The 15,581-nt window shown below is 63.0% G+C and carries 18 protein-coding genes; 13 read left to right on the top strand and 5 right to left on the bottom strand.

Features of this window, described 5'->3' with window-relative positions:
• Positions 1-49: 49 nt before the first annotated feature.
• Complete coding sequence (locus MESS4_RS27515) at positions 50-1,462, top strand: ATP-binding protein (RefSeq protein ID WP_006338491.1); 1,413 nt, start codon at positions 50-52, stop codon at positions 1,460-1,462.
• A 231-nt stretch (positions 1,463-1,693) separates the two neighbouring features.
• Entirely contained in the window at positions 1,694-2,716 is a 1,023-nt protein-coding gene (locus tag MESS4_RS27520; protein WP_036242418.1) for a glycosyltransferase family 1 protein, read from the top strand.
• Positions 2,717-2,725: 9 nt separating this feature from the next.
• On the opposite strand, the gene MESS4_RS27525 is transcribed toward MESS4_RS27520, so the two are convergent.
• From MESS4_RS27525 to MESS4_RS27535, 3 genes are all read right to left on the bottom strand, one after another.
• The gene (locus tag MESS4_RS27525) at positions 2,726-3,085 is read right to left on the bottom strand and encodes a tRNA-binding protein (protein ID WP_006338494.1); all 360 of its coding nucleotides are present in this window, start codon (positions 3,083-3,085) and stop codon (positions 2,726-2,728) included.
• A gap of 6 nt (positions 3,086-3,091) precedes the next feature.
• Positions 3,092-3,592, bottom strand: coding sequence for a YbjN domain-containing protein (locus MESS4_RS27530; RefSeq protein ID WP_006338495.1), 501 nt, complete (start codon positions 3,590-3,592; stop codon positions 3,092-3,094).
• Between the two features lie 327 nt (positions 3,593-3,919).
• The gene (locus tag MESS4_RS27535; RefSeq protein WP_006338497.1) at positions 3,920-4,222 is read right to left on the bottom strand and encodes an accessory factor UbiK family protein; all 303 of its coding nucleotides are present in this window, start codon (positions 4,220-4,222) and stop codon (positions 3,920-3,922) included.
• 165 nt (positions 4,223-4,387) lie between these two features.
• Between MESS4_RS27535 and MESS4_RS27540 the strand changes: the two genes are divergently transcribed.
• From MESS4_RS27540 to MESS4_RS27575, 8 genes are all read left to right on the top strand, one after another.
• On the top strand, positions 4,388-4,648 hold the full coding sequence (locus MESS4_RS27540; protein ID WP_006338499.1) for a type II toxin-antitoxin system ParD family antitoxin: 261 nt from the start codon (positions 4,388-4,390) through the stop codon (positions 4,646-4,648).
• Between the two features lie 90 nt (positions 4,649-4,738).
• Positions 4,739-4,978 (top strand): BrnA antitoxin family protein, encoded by a 240-nt coding sequence (locus tag MESS4_RS27545; protein WP_006338500.1) that lies wholly within the window; start codon positions 4,739-4,741, stop codon positions 4,976-4,978.
• 105 nt (positions 4,979-5,083) lie between these two features.
• Positions 5,084-5,938 (top strand): prolipoprotein diacylglyceryl transferase, encoded by an 855-nt coding sequence (gene lgt, locus MESS4_RS27550; protein ID WP_081609879.1) that lies wholly within the window; start codon positions 5,084-5,086, stop codon positions 5,936-5,938.
• Entirely contained in the window at positions 5,935-7,023 is a 1,089-nt protein-coding gene (locus tag MESS4_RS27555) for a class I SAM-dependent methyltransferase (RefSeq protein WP_006338504.1), read from the top strand. The genes lgt and MESS4_RS27555 overlap by 4 nt, the downstream gene beginning before the upstream one ends.
• A gap of 88 nt (positions 7,024-7,111) precedes the next feature.
• Entirely contained in the window at positions 7,112-7,906 is a 795-nt protein-coding gene (gene pgeF / locus MESS4_RS27560; RefSeq protein ID WP_006338505.1) for a peptidoglycan editing factor PgeF, read from the top strand.
• Positions 7,906-9,057, top strand: coding sequence for a Xaa-Pro peptidase family protein (locus MESS4_RS27565; RefSeq protein ID WP_006338506.1), 1,152 nt, complete (start codon positions 7,906-7,908; stop codon positions 9,055-9,057). Before pgeF ends, MESS4_RS27565 begins: the two co-directional genes overlap by 1 nt.
• Before the next feature lie 46 nt (positions 9,058-9,103).
• A complete protein-coding gene (locus MESS4_RS27570) occupies positions 9,104-9,727 on the top strand; it encodes a hypothetical protein (RefSeq protein WP_006338509.1) in 624 nt (207 codons plus the stop codon).
• A 155-nt stretch (positions 9,728-9,882) separates the two neighbouring features.
• On the top strand, positions 9,883-10,818 hold the full coding sequence (locus tag MESS4_RS27575; protein ID WP_006338510.1) for a ribose-phosphate pyrophosphokinase: 936 nt from the start codon (positions 9,883-9,885) through the stop codon (positions 10,816-10,818).
• Here MESS4_RS27575 and MESS4_RS27580 read toward each other — a convergent pair.
• Positions 10,815-11,699, bottom strand: coding sequence for a helix-turn-helix transcriptional regulator (locus MESS4_RS27580; protein WP_006338517.1), 885 nt, complete (start codon positions 11,697-11,699; stop codon positions 10,815-10,817). The two genes, MESS4_RS27575 and MESS4_RS27580, sit on opposite strands and share 4 nt — an antisense overlap.
• A gap of 112 nt (positions 11,700-11,811) precedes the next feature.
• Here MESS4_RS27580 and MESS4_RS27585 point away from each other — a divergent pair, with 112 nt between their 5' ends.
• The gene (locus MESS4_RS27585) at positions 11,812-13,062 is read left to right on the top strand and encodes an MFS transporter (RefSeq protein WP_006338519.1); all 1,251 of its coding nucleotides are present in this window, start codon (positions 11,812-11,814) and stop codon (positions 13,060-13,062) included.
• A gap of 74 nt (positions 13,063-13,136) precedes the next feature.
• Here MESS4_RS27585 and MESS4_RS27590 read toward each other — a convergent pair whose 3' ends face one another.
• Entirely contained in the window at positions 13,137-14,000 is an 864-nt protein-coding gene (locus MESS4_RS27590; RefSeq protein WP_006338520.1) for an alpha/beta hydrolase, read from the bottom strand.
• 151 nt (positions 14,001-14,151) lie between these two features.
• Here MESS4_RS27590 and MESS4_RS27595 point away from each other — a divergent pair, with 151 nt between their 5' ends.
• Positions 14,152-14,580, top strand: coding sequence for a MarR family transcriptional regulator (locus MESS4_RS27595; RefSeq protein WP_006338521.1), 429 nt, complete (start codon positions 14,152-14,154; stop codon positions 14,578-14,580).
• 343 nt (positions 14,581-14,923) lie between these two features.
• Positions 14,924-15,568, top strand: a complete 645-nt coding sequence (locus tag MESS4_RS27600; protein WP_006338523.1) for a 50S ribosomal protein L25/general stress protein Ctc — start codon at positions 14,924-14,926, stop codon at positions 15,566-15,568.
• Positions 15,569-15,581: the final 13 nt, after the last annotated feature.

A 15,581-nucleotide genomic window follows, 5' to 3' on the forward strand; every position in this document is an offset into this window, starting at 1 on the left:
TGTGCTTGCGGGCCCCTTGTTGAGTGGCCGCGGATGAGCAAAAGGGCGAATGGCGACCACGGATCTGGAAGGGCCGGGAGATAACGGCTTGAGCGCACGCGCCACGCGGGCGCTCAAGGCCATGCCGCGCGCCTGGAACCGGTTCTGGCGTTACGTTGCGCTTTACATGCCCAAGCGGCTCTATGCCCGCTCGCTGATCATCGTCATCGCGCCGATGATCCTGCTGCAGTCTGTCGTCGCCTTTGTCTTCATGGAACGCCACTGGCAGACGGTTACCCAGCGCCTGTCGCAGGCCACTGTCCGCGACATTGCCGCGATCGTCGACCTGATCGAAACCTATCCGCGCGACGCCGACTACGCCAATGTCATCCGCATCGCCCAGGATCGCATGCAGTTGAAGGTCGACCTGCTGCCGCCCGACCCGTTGCCGCCGCCCGGTCCAAAACCTTTCTTCTCGATCCTCGATGAAATCCTCTCGTCCGAGATCACCCGCCAGATCAACCGTCCGTTCTGGATCGATACGGTCGGCAATTCCAACATTGTCGAGGTCCGCGTCCAGCTCGAGGGCAAGGTGCTGCGTGTTTTCGTGCGCCGCAGCCAGGCCTATGCGTCGAACACCCACATTTTCCTGATCTGGATGGTCGGCACCTCGCTGGTGCTGCTGATGATCGCCATCCCCTTCCTGCGCAACCAGATCCGGCCGATCCTGACGCTGGCCGAAGCCGCCGAGAGTTTCGGCAAGGGACGGCCGATGCCGCGCGATTTCCGTCCGCGCGGCGCCGAGGAGGTGCGCCGCGCCGGCTTTGCCTTCATCCAGATGCGCGAGCGCATCGAACGCCAGCTCGAGCAGCGCACCGCCATGCTGACCGGCGTCAGCCACGATCTCAGAACCATCCTCACCCGCTTCAAGCTGCAGCTCGCGCTGACCGGGACCAAGGCCGACACCGAGGCGCTTGGCCAGGACATCGACGACATGCAGTCGATGCTGGAAGGCTATCTCGCCTTTGCCCGCGGCGAGGCGACGGAGGACACCGGCCGTTTCGATCTCGAGGCCTATTTCGAGAAGCTCGGCGAGGAGGCCACGCTGCGCAAGCGCAAACTGTCGACCACGCTTGCCGGCGATCCGCACGTGCATGTGCGGCCGCGCGCCTTCGCCCGGTTGCTGTCCAACGTCGTCGGCAACGCCTTCCGCTACGCCCAGACGGTGGAGATCAAAGCCAACCATGGCCGCGGCTCGCTGCTCGTCACCATCGACGATGACGGTCCGGGCATTCCGCCCCAGAAACGCGAGGAGGTGTTCAAGCCGTTCGTGCGGCTTGACGAGGCCCGCAACCTCGACGCCAGCGGCACCGGGCTTGGCCTCGCCATAGCACGCGACATAGTCCGCAGCCACGGCGGCGACATCATGCTGGACGACAGCCCGCTCGGCGGCTTGCGTGCCGTCATCAAGGTGCCGGCCTGACCTGCCCGGCGGCATTCCAGAGCGTGCTTGCGGGTCACGCTTTCATCGGCCCGTCATGAAACCATGCTGAAGAGCGCGCATGAAGCGCGCGACCTCTATCGATTCGGCCCCTCGGCATCGATTCGACCCCGTGCCCGCCCGGGTGCGCTGGAGCGAAGCGAGAGCCGCGGCCTGGTCGCCATTCAGGCATCGCGGCAAGGCAACCGACGACTTCCTGGGCAAGGGGCCGCCATGCGCATCCTGATGGTCACCGACGCCTGGCGCCCGCAAGTCAATGGTGTCGTCCACACGCTGGAGCGGCTTTCCGAGACCCTGAAATCCTTCGACGTCGAAACGGACTTCCTGACCCCGAACATCTTCCGCACCTTGCCCTTGCCGACCTACCCCGACATCAGGCTGGCGCTGACGACGCCGGGCCATGTCGCGCGCCTGATTGCCGAGCGCAAGGCGGATCATATCCACATCGTCACCGAAGGCCCGCTCGGCATCATGGCGCGCCGCTACTGCCGCAATACGGGCCGGCCGTTCACGACGAGCTATCACACGCGCTTTCCCGAATATCTGAGCGCGCGGCTGCCCGTGCCGGAAGCCTGGGCCTACCGCTGGCTTCGCGATTTCCACAATTCCGGGCAAGGCACGCTGGTCGCCACCCAGTCGCTGGCCGACGATCTTGCCGCGCGCGGCTTCACCAAGCTGAGGCCATGGACGCGCGGCGTCGACACCGACCATTTCCGCCCGGACAAGAGGAAGGATCTGGGTCTCGAGGGACCGATCTTCCTCTGCGTCGGCCGTGTCGCGATCGAAAAGAATTTGAGCGCTTTCCTCGACCTCGAATTGCCGGGCAGCAAGGTGATCGTCGGCGAAGGCCCGGAACTGGCCAAGCTCAAGGCCAGATATCCCGATGCCCACTTCTTCGGTCACCGGCCGAACGACGAACTGGCCGAAATCTATGCCTCGGCCGATGTCTTCGTCTTCCCCAGCCGCACCGACACCTTCGGCAACGTCATCATCGAGGCGCTGGCCAGTGGCACGCCGGTCGCCGCATATCCGGTCACCGGCCCCATCGACATTGTCGGCGACGGCATTGGCGGCGCGGTAGCGGACGATTTGCGGCAGGCAGCACTTGCCGCCCTTCACGTCGACCGTGCCGAGGCACGCCAGCGCGCGATGCGCTATAGCTGGAAAGCCTGCGCGGAAATGTTTCTCGACACGGTCGAGGAAGCACTGGGCACGACGCGGAAGCTCGCTGCCTGATGGGCCTCTTTAAAACAACCTGCCGCCGTCCGGCACCTTGCGCTCTATGGCGCCGAGCACGACGGCGCCCTCTTCGTCGGGAAAGCCTAGCGTCAGCACTTCCGACATGAACGGCCCGATCTGTCGCGGCGGGAAATTGACCACCGCGAACACCTGCCGGCCGATCAGCGTCTCGGGCGCATAATATTTGGTGATCTGCGCCGACGATTTCTTCACCCCGATGTCGGCGCCGAAATCGATCTTCAGCTTGAACGCCGGCTTGCGTGCCTCTGGGAACGGCTCGGCCTCGACGATCGTGCCGGCGCGGATATCGACACGGTCGAAATCGGCGAAGCTGATCTCGGGCTTGCGCTGGCTGCTGGAACTCATCGAGGATCAGGCGTTTCCGTAGGTCTCGAACAGGACGCCGGCCAGCGCGTCCTTGGCCGAGGTTCCCGACCAGACGACGAATTGGAAGGACTGGAAATAGCATTCGCAGGCCTCTAGCGCCGACGACAGCAGCACCTCGACCTGCTGGCTCGACGGCTCGACCCCACCCGCAAGCAGCAGCGACTGGCGGAACATGATCGCGCCTTCCTGCTCCCAGAGGTCGAAATGGCCGAACAGCATCTGCTCGTTGATCAGCGACAAGAGCCGCATCACTTCGAGCGCGCGGGCCTCCGGCACCTTGATGTCGAAGGCGCAGGCCAGATGCAGCGCCTCGAAATCCTCCATCCAGGAAAATGAGACGTGGTAATCGGTCCAGCTTCCCGCAACCGAGATCGAAATCTCGTCGTCGCCGGCCCGTTCGAAGGACCAGTCATTGTTGTGGGCCACCTGCTCGATGACATCCACCGGGTGGATTTCGCGCGAGAATTCGAGTTCGAGAAGTTCCATGGAATGCTTCCTGTCGTTCAGGGGAGCGCCACACGCTCCGCGGGGCACACTCGACGAACAATTCTGTCTAGAACTCGGACGGCCAGGACTTCTCAACGCAAAGACCCCTGACCGGACCCCACCGCCCGGCGCATGACCCTGCTCCGAATCATGCAACAAATTCAGTCTATTGATCGGGAGTCGCCTGACCAGCCCAATTTTTCGCACTGCGTTATCAGCATGTGGAAAGGCACTGTCACAAAGATTCACGCAATGCCGGTAAGCGATTCACGACAAAGCGCTTTTTGCGATTGCGCTTTGTGGAAAAGTTTAACGAATATTTTTTGATTATTTTTTTGGACGCGGCTTGGCCGCGGTCGCAGGCGCGGCCTGTCCGGTCAATTCGGCCAGTTTGGCTTCGAGCGCTTCGATGCGGGCAGCGAGGCGGGTGTTTTCTTCCCTGGCCTTCGCCGCCATGTCGCGGGCAGCCTCGAACTCCTCGCGCTGCACCACCTCCATGGAGTTGAGAATGCGCTCGGCCTGCCCCTTGAAGGCGGTCTCCACTTCGCGCCGCACCCCCTGCGCGGCACCCGCGGCGTCGGTCATCAGCTTGGCGAATTCATCGAGAATGCGGTTCGGTCCGGTCGACATGGCAAATCCTCGCTTGCTGGAATTGACGTAGTGGCGCGCGGCGCCGAATGCAAGAACGTTGAAACCCGGTGGCATCGGCCGTCCATGCAATTTTGGCGCGTTGAGCTACCGGCGCGCCAGATCAATAACTATTATTGTAACGGAAGAGACATCAGGAGCATTGTCATGGCCATCAGCGCGGATTTGGGCAACCGTTTGGAGGATGTCGTAAACCAGCTTGTCAGCACGGGCCGCTACAATTCGAAGAGCGAAGTGCTGCGCGAGGGCGTGCGCCTTGTGGAAGAGCGTGAGAAGCGCCTCGCCGTCCTCGATGCGGCCCTCGCCAAAGGCATTTCGGATGCCGATGCCGGCCGGGTCAAGCCCGGCGACGAGGTTCTGGACAGGCTTGAGGTCAAATACAACGCAATGGCAGAGAGGACCAAGTGAAGCGGCTGGTCTTCACAGACCAGTCGCCTATTGTGGTGCTTTCGTCGCGACTTGCGTCAAGCACGAGTCGCTCTCAGTCAGGGTCAACCAATGGCAACGCCCCCGCGCCGACCGACAAATCCGATGGCAGCTGCCGAAGCTGCCTTTAAGCCGATCAAGAAACCGGCAGCCCCAATTCGCGAACCCTCGGCCGCGCCCAATGTCAGAGAGCTCGTTTCGATTAGGATCGATCGAGCCGTGCTGGACCACTTCCAGGAAGATGGTCCGGGCTGGCAGGACAGGATCAACGACGCTCTAAGGCAAATGGTCGACGGCAAGCGTCAGGGTTGAGCCCCTCCGTCTGTGGCGATGAAGGCAACCACCAACTTGCCTTGACCCTGCCAAAACCCTGCCGCATGGTCCGCGCCCGAACGCGATCGCAACCGGAGATCCCTGTTGAGCCAAAATCTTATGCTGCCGCTGGCTGCCCTGCCTTTCCCCAATATCGACCCGGTCATCGTCCAGATCGGCCCGCTGGCGGTGCATTGGTATGGCGTTGGCTACATCGTCGGCATTCTTTTCGCCTGGTGGTACGCCAAGCGGCTCGTCACCAACAAAAGGCTCTGGCCCGACGGCACCTTGCCGATGAAGCCCGAGGATCTCGACGACTTCATCGTCTGGGCGGCCATCGGCGTCGTGCTTGGCGGCCGCACCGGCTACGTGCTGTTTTACGACCTGCCGCGCTACATCGCCCAACCGCTGGATATCTTTGCCGTCTGGCAGGGCGGCATGTCGTTTCATGGCGGCCTGCTCGGCGTCATTCTCGCCATGACGCTGTTCTCCCGGTCGCGCGGCATCAGCACATGGTCGCTGTTCGACGTGGTGGCGGCCGGCGTCCCGGTCGGCCTCGGCCTTGTCCGCGTCGCGAATTTCATCAATTCCGAACTGTGGGGCAGACCGACCGACGTTCCATGGGCGGTCGAATTCCCCAATGGCGGGCCATTTTCGCGCCATCCGAGCCAGATCTATGAGGCGTTGCTCGAAGGCCTGGTGCTGTTCCTGGTCCTGCGCGTCCTCACCCATTCCAGGCTCAAGCTGAAGACGCCGCGCTTTGTCGGCGGCGCCTTCATTTGCGGCTACGGTCTCTCGCGCATCTTCGTCGAATTCTTCCGCGAGCCCGATCGGCAGCTTGGCTATCTCCTCGGCACCGGATGGCTGACCATGGGCATGGTGCTGTCGCTGCCGATGGTCCTTGCCGGCATCTGGGCGATGGCCACCGCTAAACCGGTGACACAGCCGCAGCCTGCATGACACGGCTGAAAACCCGCATTGCCGAGCTCATCGATGCGGTAGGTCCCATTCCCGTCAGCGAGTATATGGCGCTTTGCCTGTTCGACCCCGAGGATGGCTATTACACGACCCGCGAGCCGTTCGGCGCCGCCGGCGACTTCATCACCGCGCCGGAGATCAGCCAGATGTTCGGCGAGCTGGTCGCCATCTGGCTCTACGAGGCCTGGCGGGCGACGGGCCGGCCGCTGCCGGTCACCATCGCCGAGATCGGCCCCGGCCGCGGCACGCTGATGAAGGACATGCTGCGCACCCTTTCGCGGCTCGACACGGCGCTGACCGCCGGCGCCGCCTTCGCCATGATCGAGACCAGCCCGCGGCTGACGGGAATCCAGCAGCAGACGCTTGCCGGCACATCGGCCACTATTCGTTGGCATGAAACCATCGACACGCTGCCGCGGACGCCGCTTCTCATCGTCGGCAACGAATTGTTCGACGCGGTGCCCATACGCCAGTTCGTCCGCGCCGGCGCAGGCTGGCGCGAACGGATGATCGGGCTCGACGACGCGGGCGGGTTGCGCCTCTTCGCCGGCGCCGGCTCGGTCGATCCGACGCTGCTGCCGGATGATGCTGAAAAGGCCCCGCAAGGCGCGATCGTGGAAGTGGCACCGGCCCGCTCTGCCCTGATGGCGGCCATCGCCGGGCGCATATCCAGTCATGGCGGCGCCGGGCTATTCCCTGACTATGGCCATCTCCAGCCAGGGATCGGCGACACGTTGCAGGCCCTGCGCAAGCATGATCACGAAGATGTGCTGGCCAACCCGGGCGAGGCCGATCTCACCGCCCATGTCGATTTCGCTGCCCTCGCCGCCATTGTCCGGGCGCATGGCCTCGGTGCCCACCTCGCCACGCAAGGCGAATTCCTGGTGAGGATGGGGCTTCTCGAACGCGCCGGCCGGCTCGGCGCCAATGCCAATGAGGCGGCCCGCGAAAAGATCGCCGGCGAGGTCGAACGCCTCGCCGGCACGCAAGCCATGGGCGAGCTCTTCAAGGTGCTGGCCATCCTGCCCGCCGGCGTAGCAGTTCCACCCTTTCCAACGGCGGATTGACTTTTCGCTGTCGCCTCTCCCACTCTCCGACGACCGTCCACCTTCACTGCCGCTTGACGAAATCGCCCGCACGGACAACAACGCCCGCATGTTGAATCAGAGCAAACCGGATCCTGTTCGGTCACCCTTGCTGGAAAAGGCGCGGGCGCAAGGCATTCGCCATGGCTATTTCACGCGCGTTGGCGGCGTCTCCGGCGGCATCTATCAGGGTCTCAACATTGGCACCGGCTCGAGCGACGACCAGACATTGGTCGCGGAGAACCGTCGCCGCGTCGCCGACTGGATGGGCGTGCCGGCCAGCCATCTTTTGACCGCCCACCAGATCCATTCACCCGACGTCGTCGTCGCCAGGGAGCCTTTTTCCGGCGAGCGGCCCAGGGCCGACGCCATCGTCACCGACCGGCCGGGCATCGCCGTTGGCGCCTCGACCGCCGATTGCGGACCGGTCCTGTTCGCGGATGCCGAGGCGCGCATCATCGGCGCCGCGCACGCCGGCTGGAAAGGCGCCTTGTCAGGCGTATTGGAAAATACCATTGCCGCGATGGAAGGCCTCGGCGCCCGGCGCGAGCGTATTGTCGCGGTTCTCGGCCCTTCCATCGGGCCCGAAAATTACGAGGTCGGACCGGAATTCATCGCCCGCTTCGTCGAGGCCGATGTCGATAATGCCAGCTATTTCGCGCCCTCGGCGAAATCGGGACATGCAATGTTCGACCTCAATCGCTACACGGTCGATCGGCTAACCAAGGCCGGCGTGACCGCCGAGGGGCTCGGCCGCTGCACCTACGCCGAGGAGCACCTGTTCTATTCCTACCGGCGCACCACGCATCGCAGGGAGCCGGATTACGGGCGGCAGATTTCGGCAATTGTTTTGGAGAATGAGTAATGGCGTTGCATTTCGAACGCTCGGAATTTGACGCGCGGCGCGACCGGCTGATGATCGAACTCGCCGAGAAGAAGCTTGACGCCGTGCTGCTGTTTGCGCAGGAGAGCATGTACTGGCTAACCGGTTACGACACGTTCGGTTTCTGCTTCTTCCAGTGCCTGGTGGTGAAGGCCGACGGCTCGATGGTCCTGCTCACCCGCTCGGCCGATCTGCACCAGGCGCGCCACACCTCCATCATCGACAATATCGTCCTGTGGACAGACCGCGACGGCGCCAATCCGGCGATCGACCTGCGCAATCTGCTCAACGATCTCGACCTGCTCGGCGCCCGCATCGGCGTCGAATACGACACCCACGGCCTGACCGCCTACAATGGCCGGCGTCTGGACGAGCAATTGCAGACCTTTGGCCAGATCGCCGACGCGTCCGGCATCGTCAGCCGGCTGCGCCTGTTCAAGAGCCCGGCCGAAATCGCCAAGGCGGAAAAGGCGGCAACTCTCGCCGACGATGCGCTGGATGCGGCCCTGCCGCTGATCAAGCAGGGCGGCGACGAAGCCTTGATCCTTGCCGCCATGCAGGGCGCGGTCTTCGCCGGCGGTGGTGATTATCCGGCCAACGAGTTCATCATCGGTTCCGGCGCGGACGCGCTGCTTTGCCGCTACAAGGCCGGACGCCGCAAACTGACCAAGAACGACCAGTTGACGCTCGAATGGGCCGGCGTTTTCCATCACTACCATGCGGCGATGATGCGCACCGTGCTGACCGGCAAAGTATCGAAGCGTCACCAGGAGCTTTTCGACGCCGCGCGCGCGGCACTTTTAGCCGTCGAAAAGGCGATGACGCCGGGCAACAGCTTCGGCGACGTCTTTGACGCGCATGCCCGCACGCTGGAGGCGCACAATCTGACCAAGCACCGGCTCAACGCCTGCGGCTATTCGCTGGGCGCCCGCTTCACCCCGTCCTGGATGGACATGCCGATGTTCTATCAAGGCAATCCCGAACCGATCGCGCCCAATATGACGCTGTTCGCCCATATGATCATCATGGATTCGGAAACGGAGACCGCGATGACGCTTGGCCGCACCTACCTGACCACCGAATCCCAGCCGAAGCCGCTTTCACGCCATGATCTCGACTTGATCGTGCAGTGAATCCATAATGCGAAGGGGCGTTCATCGCCAAGGAGTTATCAGGCAAATGAGACGATCGCATGTGACGACCGTGTCATTGCTCGCAGCACTCGTGCTGGCCGCTTGCACGAACGCGAAGGACGTCCTCGAACCTTCCGCGATCACTCCGCCATCGACGTCGACACAGGCGTTGCCGGCCCAGTCACCAGCGGCAAGCCCGGGCAACGCGGCGGCCACCACTGCTGCCGCGCCGACGCCATCGTCGCCTGCTCCTGCCGCCCCGATACCTGCCACGTCCGCCCAGACCGCCGCCACCCTGTCGAAGACGCGGCTGCAGGTGGCGCCGATCGTCGGCGCTTCTGTGGAAGCGGCGACGCCGCTGACCGCGGAGCTCCAGACGCGCGCCAAGCAGCGCGGCATCACGCTTGCCGGCAGCACCGACCAGACCGCCACCCACGTTCTGAAGGGCTACTTCTCGACGATGTCGGAAGGCAAGGACACCACCGTCATCTATGTCTGGGACGTTTATGACCCGTCGGGCAACCGGCTGCACCGCATCAACGGCCAGCAGAAGGCGCCTTCGGCCAATGGCGCCGAAGGCTGGCCGGCGGTCGCGCCGGCGACCATGCAGGCGATCGCCGACCAGACGATCGACCAGTTCGCCGCTTGGCTCGGTGGCCAGGCCGGCTGACGGCATGCCGGCTTTCAGCACTGTAAACGTTTATTGAGATTAGCCGGCGGATTCCCGATCACGACGCTTGCAATACCGGCACGGGCCGCTAAAAGCCCGACTAAGAGGCTTAGCGAGTCTGTTAGGGTCTCTCCATCCTTCGCCAGGAACGGTGCATGAAGCTCTTCGCGGGCAATTCCAACAGAGTGCTGGCCGAGGCGGTCGCCCGCTATCTCAACATTCCTCTGGGCAAGGCCAGCGTCAGGCGCTTCGCCGATCAGGAAATCTTCGTCGAGATCCAGGAGAATGTGCGCGGCGAGGATGTCTTCATCCTGCAGTCCACCTCGTTCCCGACCAACGATCACCTGATGGAACTGCTCATCATGATCGATGCCTTCATGCGCTCCTCGGCCAGACGCATCACGGCGGTCATTCCCTATTTCGGCTATGCCAGGCAGGACCGCCGCGCCTCCGGCCGCACGCCGATCTCGGCCAAGCTGGTCGCCAACATGATCACCCGGGCGGGCGTCGATCGCGTATTGACGCTGGATCTCCATGCCGGCCAGATCCAGGGCTTTTTCGACATCCCGACCGACAATCTGTTCTCCGTGCCGGTCATGGCTCGCGATGTGAAGGCGAAATACAAGCAGCTTGCCAATGTCGTCGTCGTCTCGCCCGATATCGGCGGCGTGGTGCGGGCCCGCGCGCTGGCCAAGCGCTTCGATGCGCAACTCGCCATCGTCGACAAGCGCCGCGAGCGCCCGGGCGAATCGGAAGTCATGAACATCATCGGCGCGGTCGGCGGCAAGGATTGCCTGTTGATCGACGATATCGTCGATTCCGGCGGCACGCTGTGCAACGCCGCCGATGCGCTGCTTGCCAACGGTGCCACCAGCGTCACCGCCTATATCACCCATGGTGTTTTATCGGGCGGCGCCGTTGCCCGCATCAGCGGCTCGAAGCTGCAGGAACTGATCATCACCGATTCCATCCAGCCGACGCAAGGCGTGCTCGACGCTCACAACATCCGCGTCATCTCGATCGCCGACCTGATGGGTGAGGCGATCTCGCGCACGGCGACCGAGGAATCGGTGTCGAGCCTGTTCGACTAAACCGTCGCACTCCCCTGCCTGGTCGGACCGCTTAGTCGCTTCATGCCCTCGCCAGTATCACGCGCGCCGCGCATATAGCCGCGCGGTGAGGCTCCCAGCATGCGCTTGAACATGGTGATGAAGGCCGGCACGCTGTCATAGCCGAGATCGAGCGCCACCCTTGTGATCGGCTCGCCATCGGCCAGCCTGGGCAGTGCCGCGAACAGGCAGGCCTGCTGGCGCCATGTAGACAGCGACAGCCCTGTCTGCCGATGGAAGGCACGGGTAAACGAGCGCCGGCTCATGCCGACGGCGTCGGCCCATTCGTCGATCGTCGCATGCGGCGAAGGCGCCGCGACGAAGCGCCGGCACAGCGCCGCAAGCCTTGGATCCGAAGGAAAAGGCAGGCCAAGCGGCCGTTCCGGCAGGTTCGGGATCTCATGCAGCAGAAGATTCATGATCAGCCCGCCGCGCCCTTCCAGCTCGGCGCCCTGCGGCAGCTTTTCCGATTCCACGATCAGGCTATGCATCAGATCGGTTATGCCGACGACACGCAAGCCGTCCGGCAGCCCGGCAATGGCGTCCGGCATGACATAGACCGAGCGCATGCTGACATCGCCCAGCATCTCGACCGAATGTTCGGTGCCGGCGGGGATCCACATCGCGTGATCGGGAGGCACCATCCAGCGTCCGTGCCGCGTCGTCACCAGCACGACACCGACAAGCGCATGCAGCAACTGGCTGCGGCTGTGACGGTGCTGCGGCACATGGTAGCCGTCGGGATATTCGGTCGGCAAAGCCACCGCCGGCCCGACGGCCTCCTCCAGCCACTGCCAGCGGGTCTGATGCAGACGTCCGAGTTCGGCGGCGTCACCTCTAAAAATTTCCCTGCCATGTGGCATTGGATGTGGCCCACTTGCGAAACTATTGGACCAAACCACGAAAGAAGTCGCTTAGCAACCGTCCTATAAGGCTGCCTGCGGTTCGCCGCCAGCGAGACCTCGGAGCATTGCCTTGACCGACACGACAGCCACCACCGTCGCCACATCAGCGGCGGCCAGCCACACTTCGGCGCAAGCGACGGCCTTCACCGTCATCCTTGCGGTGAGCTTCGGCCATTTCATCAACGACATCATGCAGTCGCTGCTGTCGGCCATCTATCCCTTGCTGAAGGACAATTATCGTCTCGATTTCTGGCAGATCGGGCTCTTGACCTTCACCTTTCAAGTGACGGCCTCATTGCTGCAGCCGCTGATCGGCATGGCCACGGACAAGCGGCCGATGCCCTATTCGCTGCCCTACGGCATGGCGTCCTCGTTGATCGGCCTGGTCGTTCTGGCCTATGCCGGACATTATTTTCTGCTGTTGATCGGCGCCTCGCTGATCGGCATCGGCTCGGCGATCTTCCATCCGGAATCCTCGCGCATCGCCCGTTTCGCTTCGGGCGGCCGCTTCGGCCTGGCACAGTCGCTGTTTCAGGTCGGCGGCAATTTCGGCCAGGCCATGGGACCGCTGCTCGCGGCCTTCATCGTCGTGCCCTTCGGTCAGACCAGCATATCCTGGTTCGCCGTCGGCTCGCTGATCGGCATCGTCGTTCTATGGCGAGTCGGCGGCTGGTACAGCCGGCTGCGCGCATCGCAGGCAAACCGCAAGGCAGCGAGCTTCGTCTCGCCCTTCCCGCGCCGCAAAGTCATGTGGGCATTGGCGGTGCTGACCCTGCTGGTGCTGACCAAGAACGCCTACATCGCCAGCCTCTCCAGCTACTACACCTTCTACGCAATCCACAAATTCGGCGTTTCGGTGCAGATGTCGCAGGTCATGCTGTTCCTGTTCCTCGGCGCGTCGGCGCTGGGCATCCTGCTCGGCGGCCCGTTCGGCGACCGCTACGGGCAAAAGGCGATGATCTGGTTCTCGATCGTCGGCGTGCTGCCCTTCACGCTGGCCCTGCCCTACGCCAATTTCGAATGGACGATGGTGCTGACGGTGCTGATCGGCCTGATCCTGTCCTCGGCCTTCTCCAACATCGTCGTCTTTGCCCAGGAACTGGTGCCCGGCCGTGTCGGCATGATCGCCGGCATCTTCTTCGGCTTCGCCTTCGGCATGGGCGGCATCGCGGCGGCCGTGCTCGGCGTCGTCGCGGATATGAAAGGCATCGATTACGTCTTCCAGATCTGCTCGTATCTGCCGCTGCTCGGCCTGCTGACGGTGTTCCTGCCGAACATGCGGGAAGCCAGGAAGCTGGAGGCCGGTGCCGCGACCAGGTGAACCCGAGCTTGGCTGCGGCATGAGAAAAGCACCCGCCTCAGGCGGGTGCTTTTGTATTCCGTTCCGAAAACGTCCTACGCCTTGAAGAAGGTCAGCAGGTCGGCGTTGATGGTATCGGCCTCGGTCGTGGCCATGCCATGCGGGAAGCCCTTGTAGACCTTGAGCTCGCCCTTCTTCAGCAGCTTGATTGCCAGCAGTGCCGAGTCCGCTATGGGGACGATCTGGTCGTCGTCTCCATGCATGACCAGCACCGGCACGTCGATCTTCTTCAGATCCTCGGTAAAATCGGTTTCCGAGAAGGCCTTGATGCAGTCATAGTGCGCCTTGGTGCCGCCCATCATGCCCTGGCGCCACCAATTGTCGATGACACCTTGCGATACTGTCGCGCCTGGACGGTTGAAACCGTAGAACGGACCGGCCGGAACGTCGCGGAAGAACTGGGCGCGATTGGCCGCCAAAGCGGAGCGGAAGCCGTCGAAGACCTCGATCGGCAGACCGCCGGGATTGGCCGGGGTTTTGAGCATGATCGGCGGCACCGCTCCGATCAGCACCGCCTTGGCGACACGGCGCTCGGCGCCATACTGGGCGACATAGCGCGCCACTTCGCCGCCACCGGTGGAATGGCCGACATGGATGGCGTCCTTGAGGTCCAGATGCGCGGCAAGCGCCGCGACATCGGCCGCATAGGTGTCCATCTCATTGCCGGTGTCCGTCTGGCTCGACCGGCCATGCCCGCGCCGGTCATGGGCAATGACACGGTAGCCCTTGGACAGGAAGAACAGCATCTGGGCGTCCCAGTCGTCGCTGCTCAAAGGCCACCCGTGATGAAAGACGACCGGCTGACCGGTCCCCCAGTCCTTGTAGTAGATCTGCGTTCCGTCCTTGGTGGTGAATGTGCCGCTGCCGGAGGCGGGCCTGGATTGCGAGGCTTGGTTCATCTCAATCTCCATTAAATTGATATCGCAATAAACAATATCGCGATATCAATATATTTAGCGCAGATCAAAACGCTTGTCCATGGAAATATGTATCGCGATATCATTTTTCGTGGTATACAATGCCTGCATATGCCGGCAAAAGGAATTCGTCGTGCCTCTCCCGTTGGACAATCAGCTCTGTTTCACGCTCTACGCCACGAGCATGGCGATCAATCGCACCTACAAGCCCATGCTTGACGAAATGGGGATCACCTATCCACAGTATCTCGTGCTGAACGCGCTGGCAGAGGCTGATGGCATGTCGGTTGGCACCGTCGCCCATAGGCTCGCTTTGGAATCGAGCACCATCACGCCGCTGGTGAAGCGATTGGAACAGGCGGGGCTGGTGACTCGCCAGCGCAGCCAGGTCGACGAGCGCCAGGTGCAGGTCGATCTGACCACCGCCGGGCGCGCGCTGCTTGTCCAGTGCAATTGCTTGAACTCGACTCTGATCGAGCGCTCGGGCATGACGCCGGCACAGCTTGATACGCTGAACCGGCAGATCCAGGCGCTGCGCGATGCATTGAGCGATGACCTGTAATCAGGCCACCGCGTGCCCGTTCGGCCCTGTCCTCAGGCGAGTCGTGGTGCAGTTCGAACGGCGCCTCGCTGCCGCAAAACCGAAATTCAAAGTGAGCGCTGCCCTTCCCCGCCATGGCCTGCCCGCCATGCCTTGCGCCACATGCCGCCTTCCGCTATAGAGCCGCCACCCGCGTAGACACCCTTGGAGGCAACGCGGCGGAAGGCTGCCTTCCCTTGTGATCCGAACAAAGGTCCGCTTATGCGGCCTCCGGCGTTCGGATATCCAGGCCCGGCGGCTTTCGACGTTTACGGCTCAGCCATGCTGACCGTGAGCGCTCCAGAACAACGCGAAAGGAAATGCCATGAGCCACGATGCTTACGAGCTCAAGGCCGAAGCGCGCGAACAGGTCGGTAAGGGGTCCGCCCGTGCAGTTCGCCGCAACGGTAAAGTGCCTGCAGTGATTTACGGCGACAAGCAGCCTCCCCTGGCGATTGCGCTGACCTACAAGGACATCTACTACAAGATCCATGGCGGCGGGTTCCTGACCACGATCGCCACGATCGATGTCGACGGCAAGAAGATCCAGGTCCTGCCCAAGGACTTCCAGCTTGACCCGGTCAAGGATTTCCCTGTCCATGTCGACTTCCTGCGGATCGGCAAGGACACCCAAGTCAATGTCGACGTGCCTGTACACTTCATCAATGAGGACAAGTCGCCCGGCATCAAGCGCGGCGGCGTGCTCAACATCGTGCGTCACGATGTCGAGTTCCACTGCCCGGCCAATGCGATCCCGGAATTCATCACCGTCGATCTCACCGGCACCGATATCGGCGACTCGATCCACATCTCGGCGATCACGTTGCCGGCCGGCGTCAAGCCTGTCATCTCCGACCGCGACTTCACCATCGCGACCATTGCCGGCTCGTCGGCGATGAAGCCGGAGGCCGAAGAGACGGTCGAGGTGGCTGAACCTGAAGCGGCGGCCCCAACCGCCGAAGAGAAGTAATTTCTTCCCGCCC

Origin of the sequence: Mesorhizobium sp. STM 4661 (assembly GCF_000359125.1) — a bacterium.
Lineage (GTDB): Bacteria > Pseudomonadota > Alphaproteobacteria > Rhizobiales > Rhizobiaceae > Mesorhizobium.

Coding starts and splice junctions, on each gene's coding strand:
- MESS4_RS27545 (WP_006338500.1), top strand. CDS start 4,739: ATGGCAACGCCCCCGCGCCGACCGACAAATCCGATGGCAGCTGCCGAA.
- pgeF (WP_006338505.1), top strand. CDS start 7,112: ATGTTGAATCAGAGCAAACCGGATCCTGTTCGGTCACCCTTGCTGGAA.
- MESS4_RS27520 (WP_036242418.1), top strand. CDS start 1,694: ATGCGCATCCTGATGGTCACCGACGCCTGGCGCCCGCAAGTCAATGGT.
- MESS4_RS27590 (WP_006338520.1), bottom strand. CDS start 14,000: ATGAACCAAGCCTCGCAATCCAGGCCCGCCTCCGGCAGCGGCACATTC.
- MESS4_RS27575 (WP_006338510.1), top strand. CDS start 9,883: ATGAAGCTCTTCGCGGGCAATTCCAACAGAGTGCTGGCCGAGGCGGTC.
- MESS4_RS27535 (WP_006338497.1), bottom strand. CDS start 4,222: ATGTCGACCGGACCGAACCGCATTCTCGATGAATTCGCCAAGCTGATG.
- MESS4_RS27570 (WP_006338509.1), top strand. CDS start 9,104: ATGAGACGATCGCATGTGACGACCGTGTCATTGCTCGCAGCACTCGTG.
- MESS4_RS27530 (WP_006338495.1), bottom strand. CDS start 3,592: ATGGAACTTCTCGAACTCGAATTCTCGCGCGAAATCCACCCGGTGGAT.
- MESS4_RS27525 (WP_006338494.1), bottom strand. CDS start 3,085: ATGAGTTCCAGCAGCCAGCGCAAGCCCGAGATCAGCTTCGCCGATTTC.
- MESS4_RS27515 (WP_006338491.1), top strand. CDS start 50: ATGGCGACCACGGATCTGGAAGGGCCGGGAGATAACGGCTTGAGCGCA.
- MESS4_RS27540 (WP_006338499.1), top strand. CDS start 4,388: ATGGCCATCAGCGCGGATTTGGGCAACCGTTTGGAGGATGTCGTAAAC.
- MESS4_RS27600 (WP_006338523.1), top strand. CDS start 14,924: ATGAGCCACGATGCTTACGAGCTCAAGGCCGAAGCGCGCGAACAGGTC.
- MESS4_RS27580 (WP_006338517.1), bottom strand. CDS start 11,699: ATGCCACATGGCAGGGAAATTTTTAGAGGTGACGCCGCCGAACTCGGA.
- MESS4_RS27565 (WP_006338506.1), top strand. CDS start 7,906: ATGGCGTTGCATTTCGAACGCTCGGAATTTGACGCGCGGCGCGACCGG.
- MESS4_RS27555 (WP_006338504.1), top strand. CDS start 5,935: ATGACACGGCTGAAAACCCGCATTGCCGAGCTCATCGATGCGGTAGGT.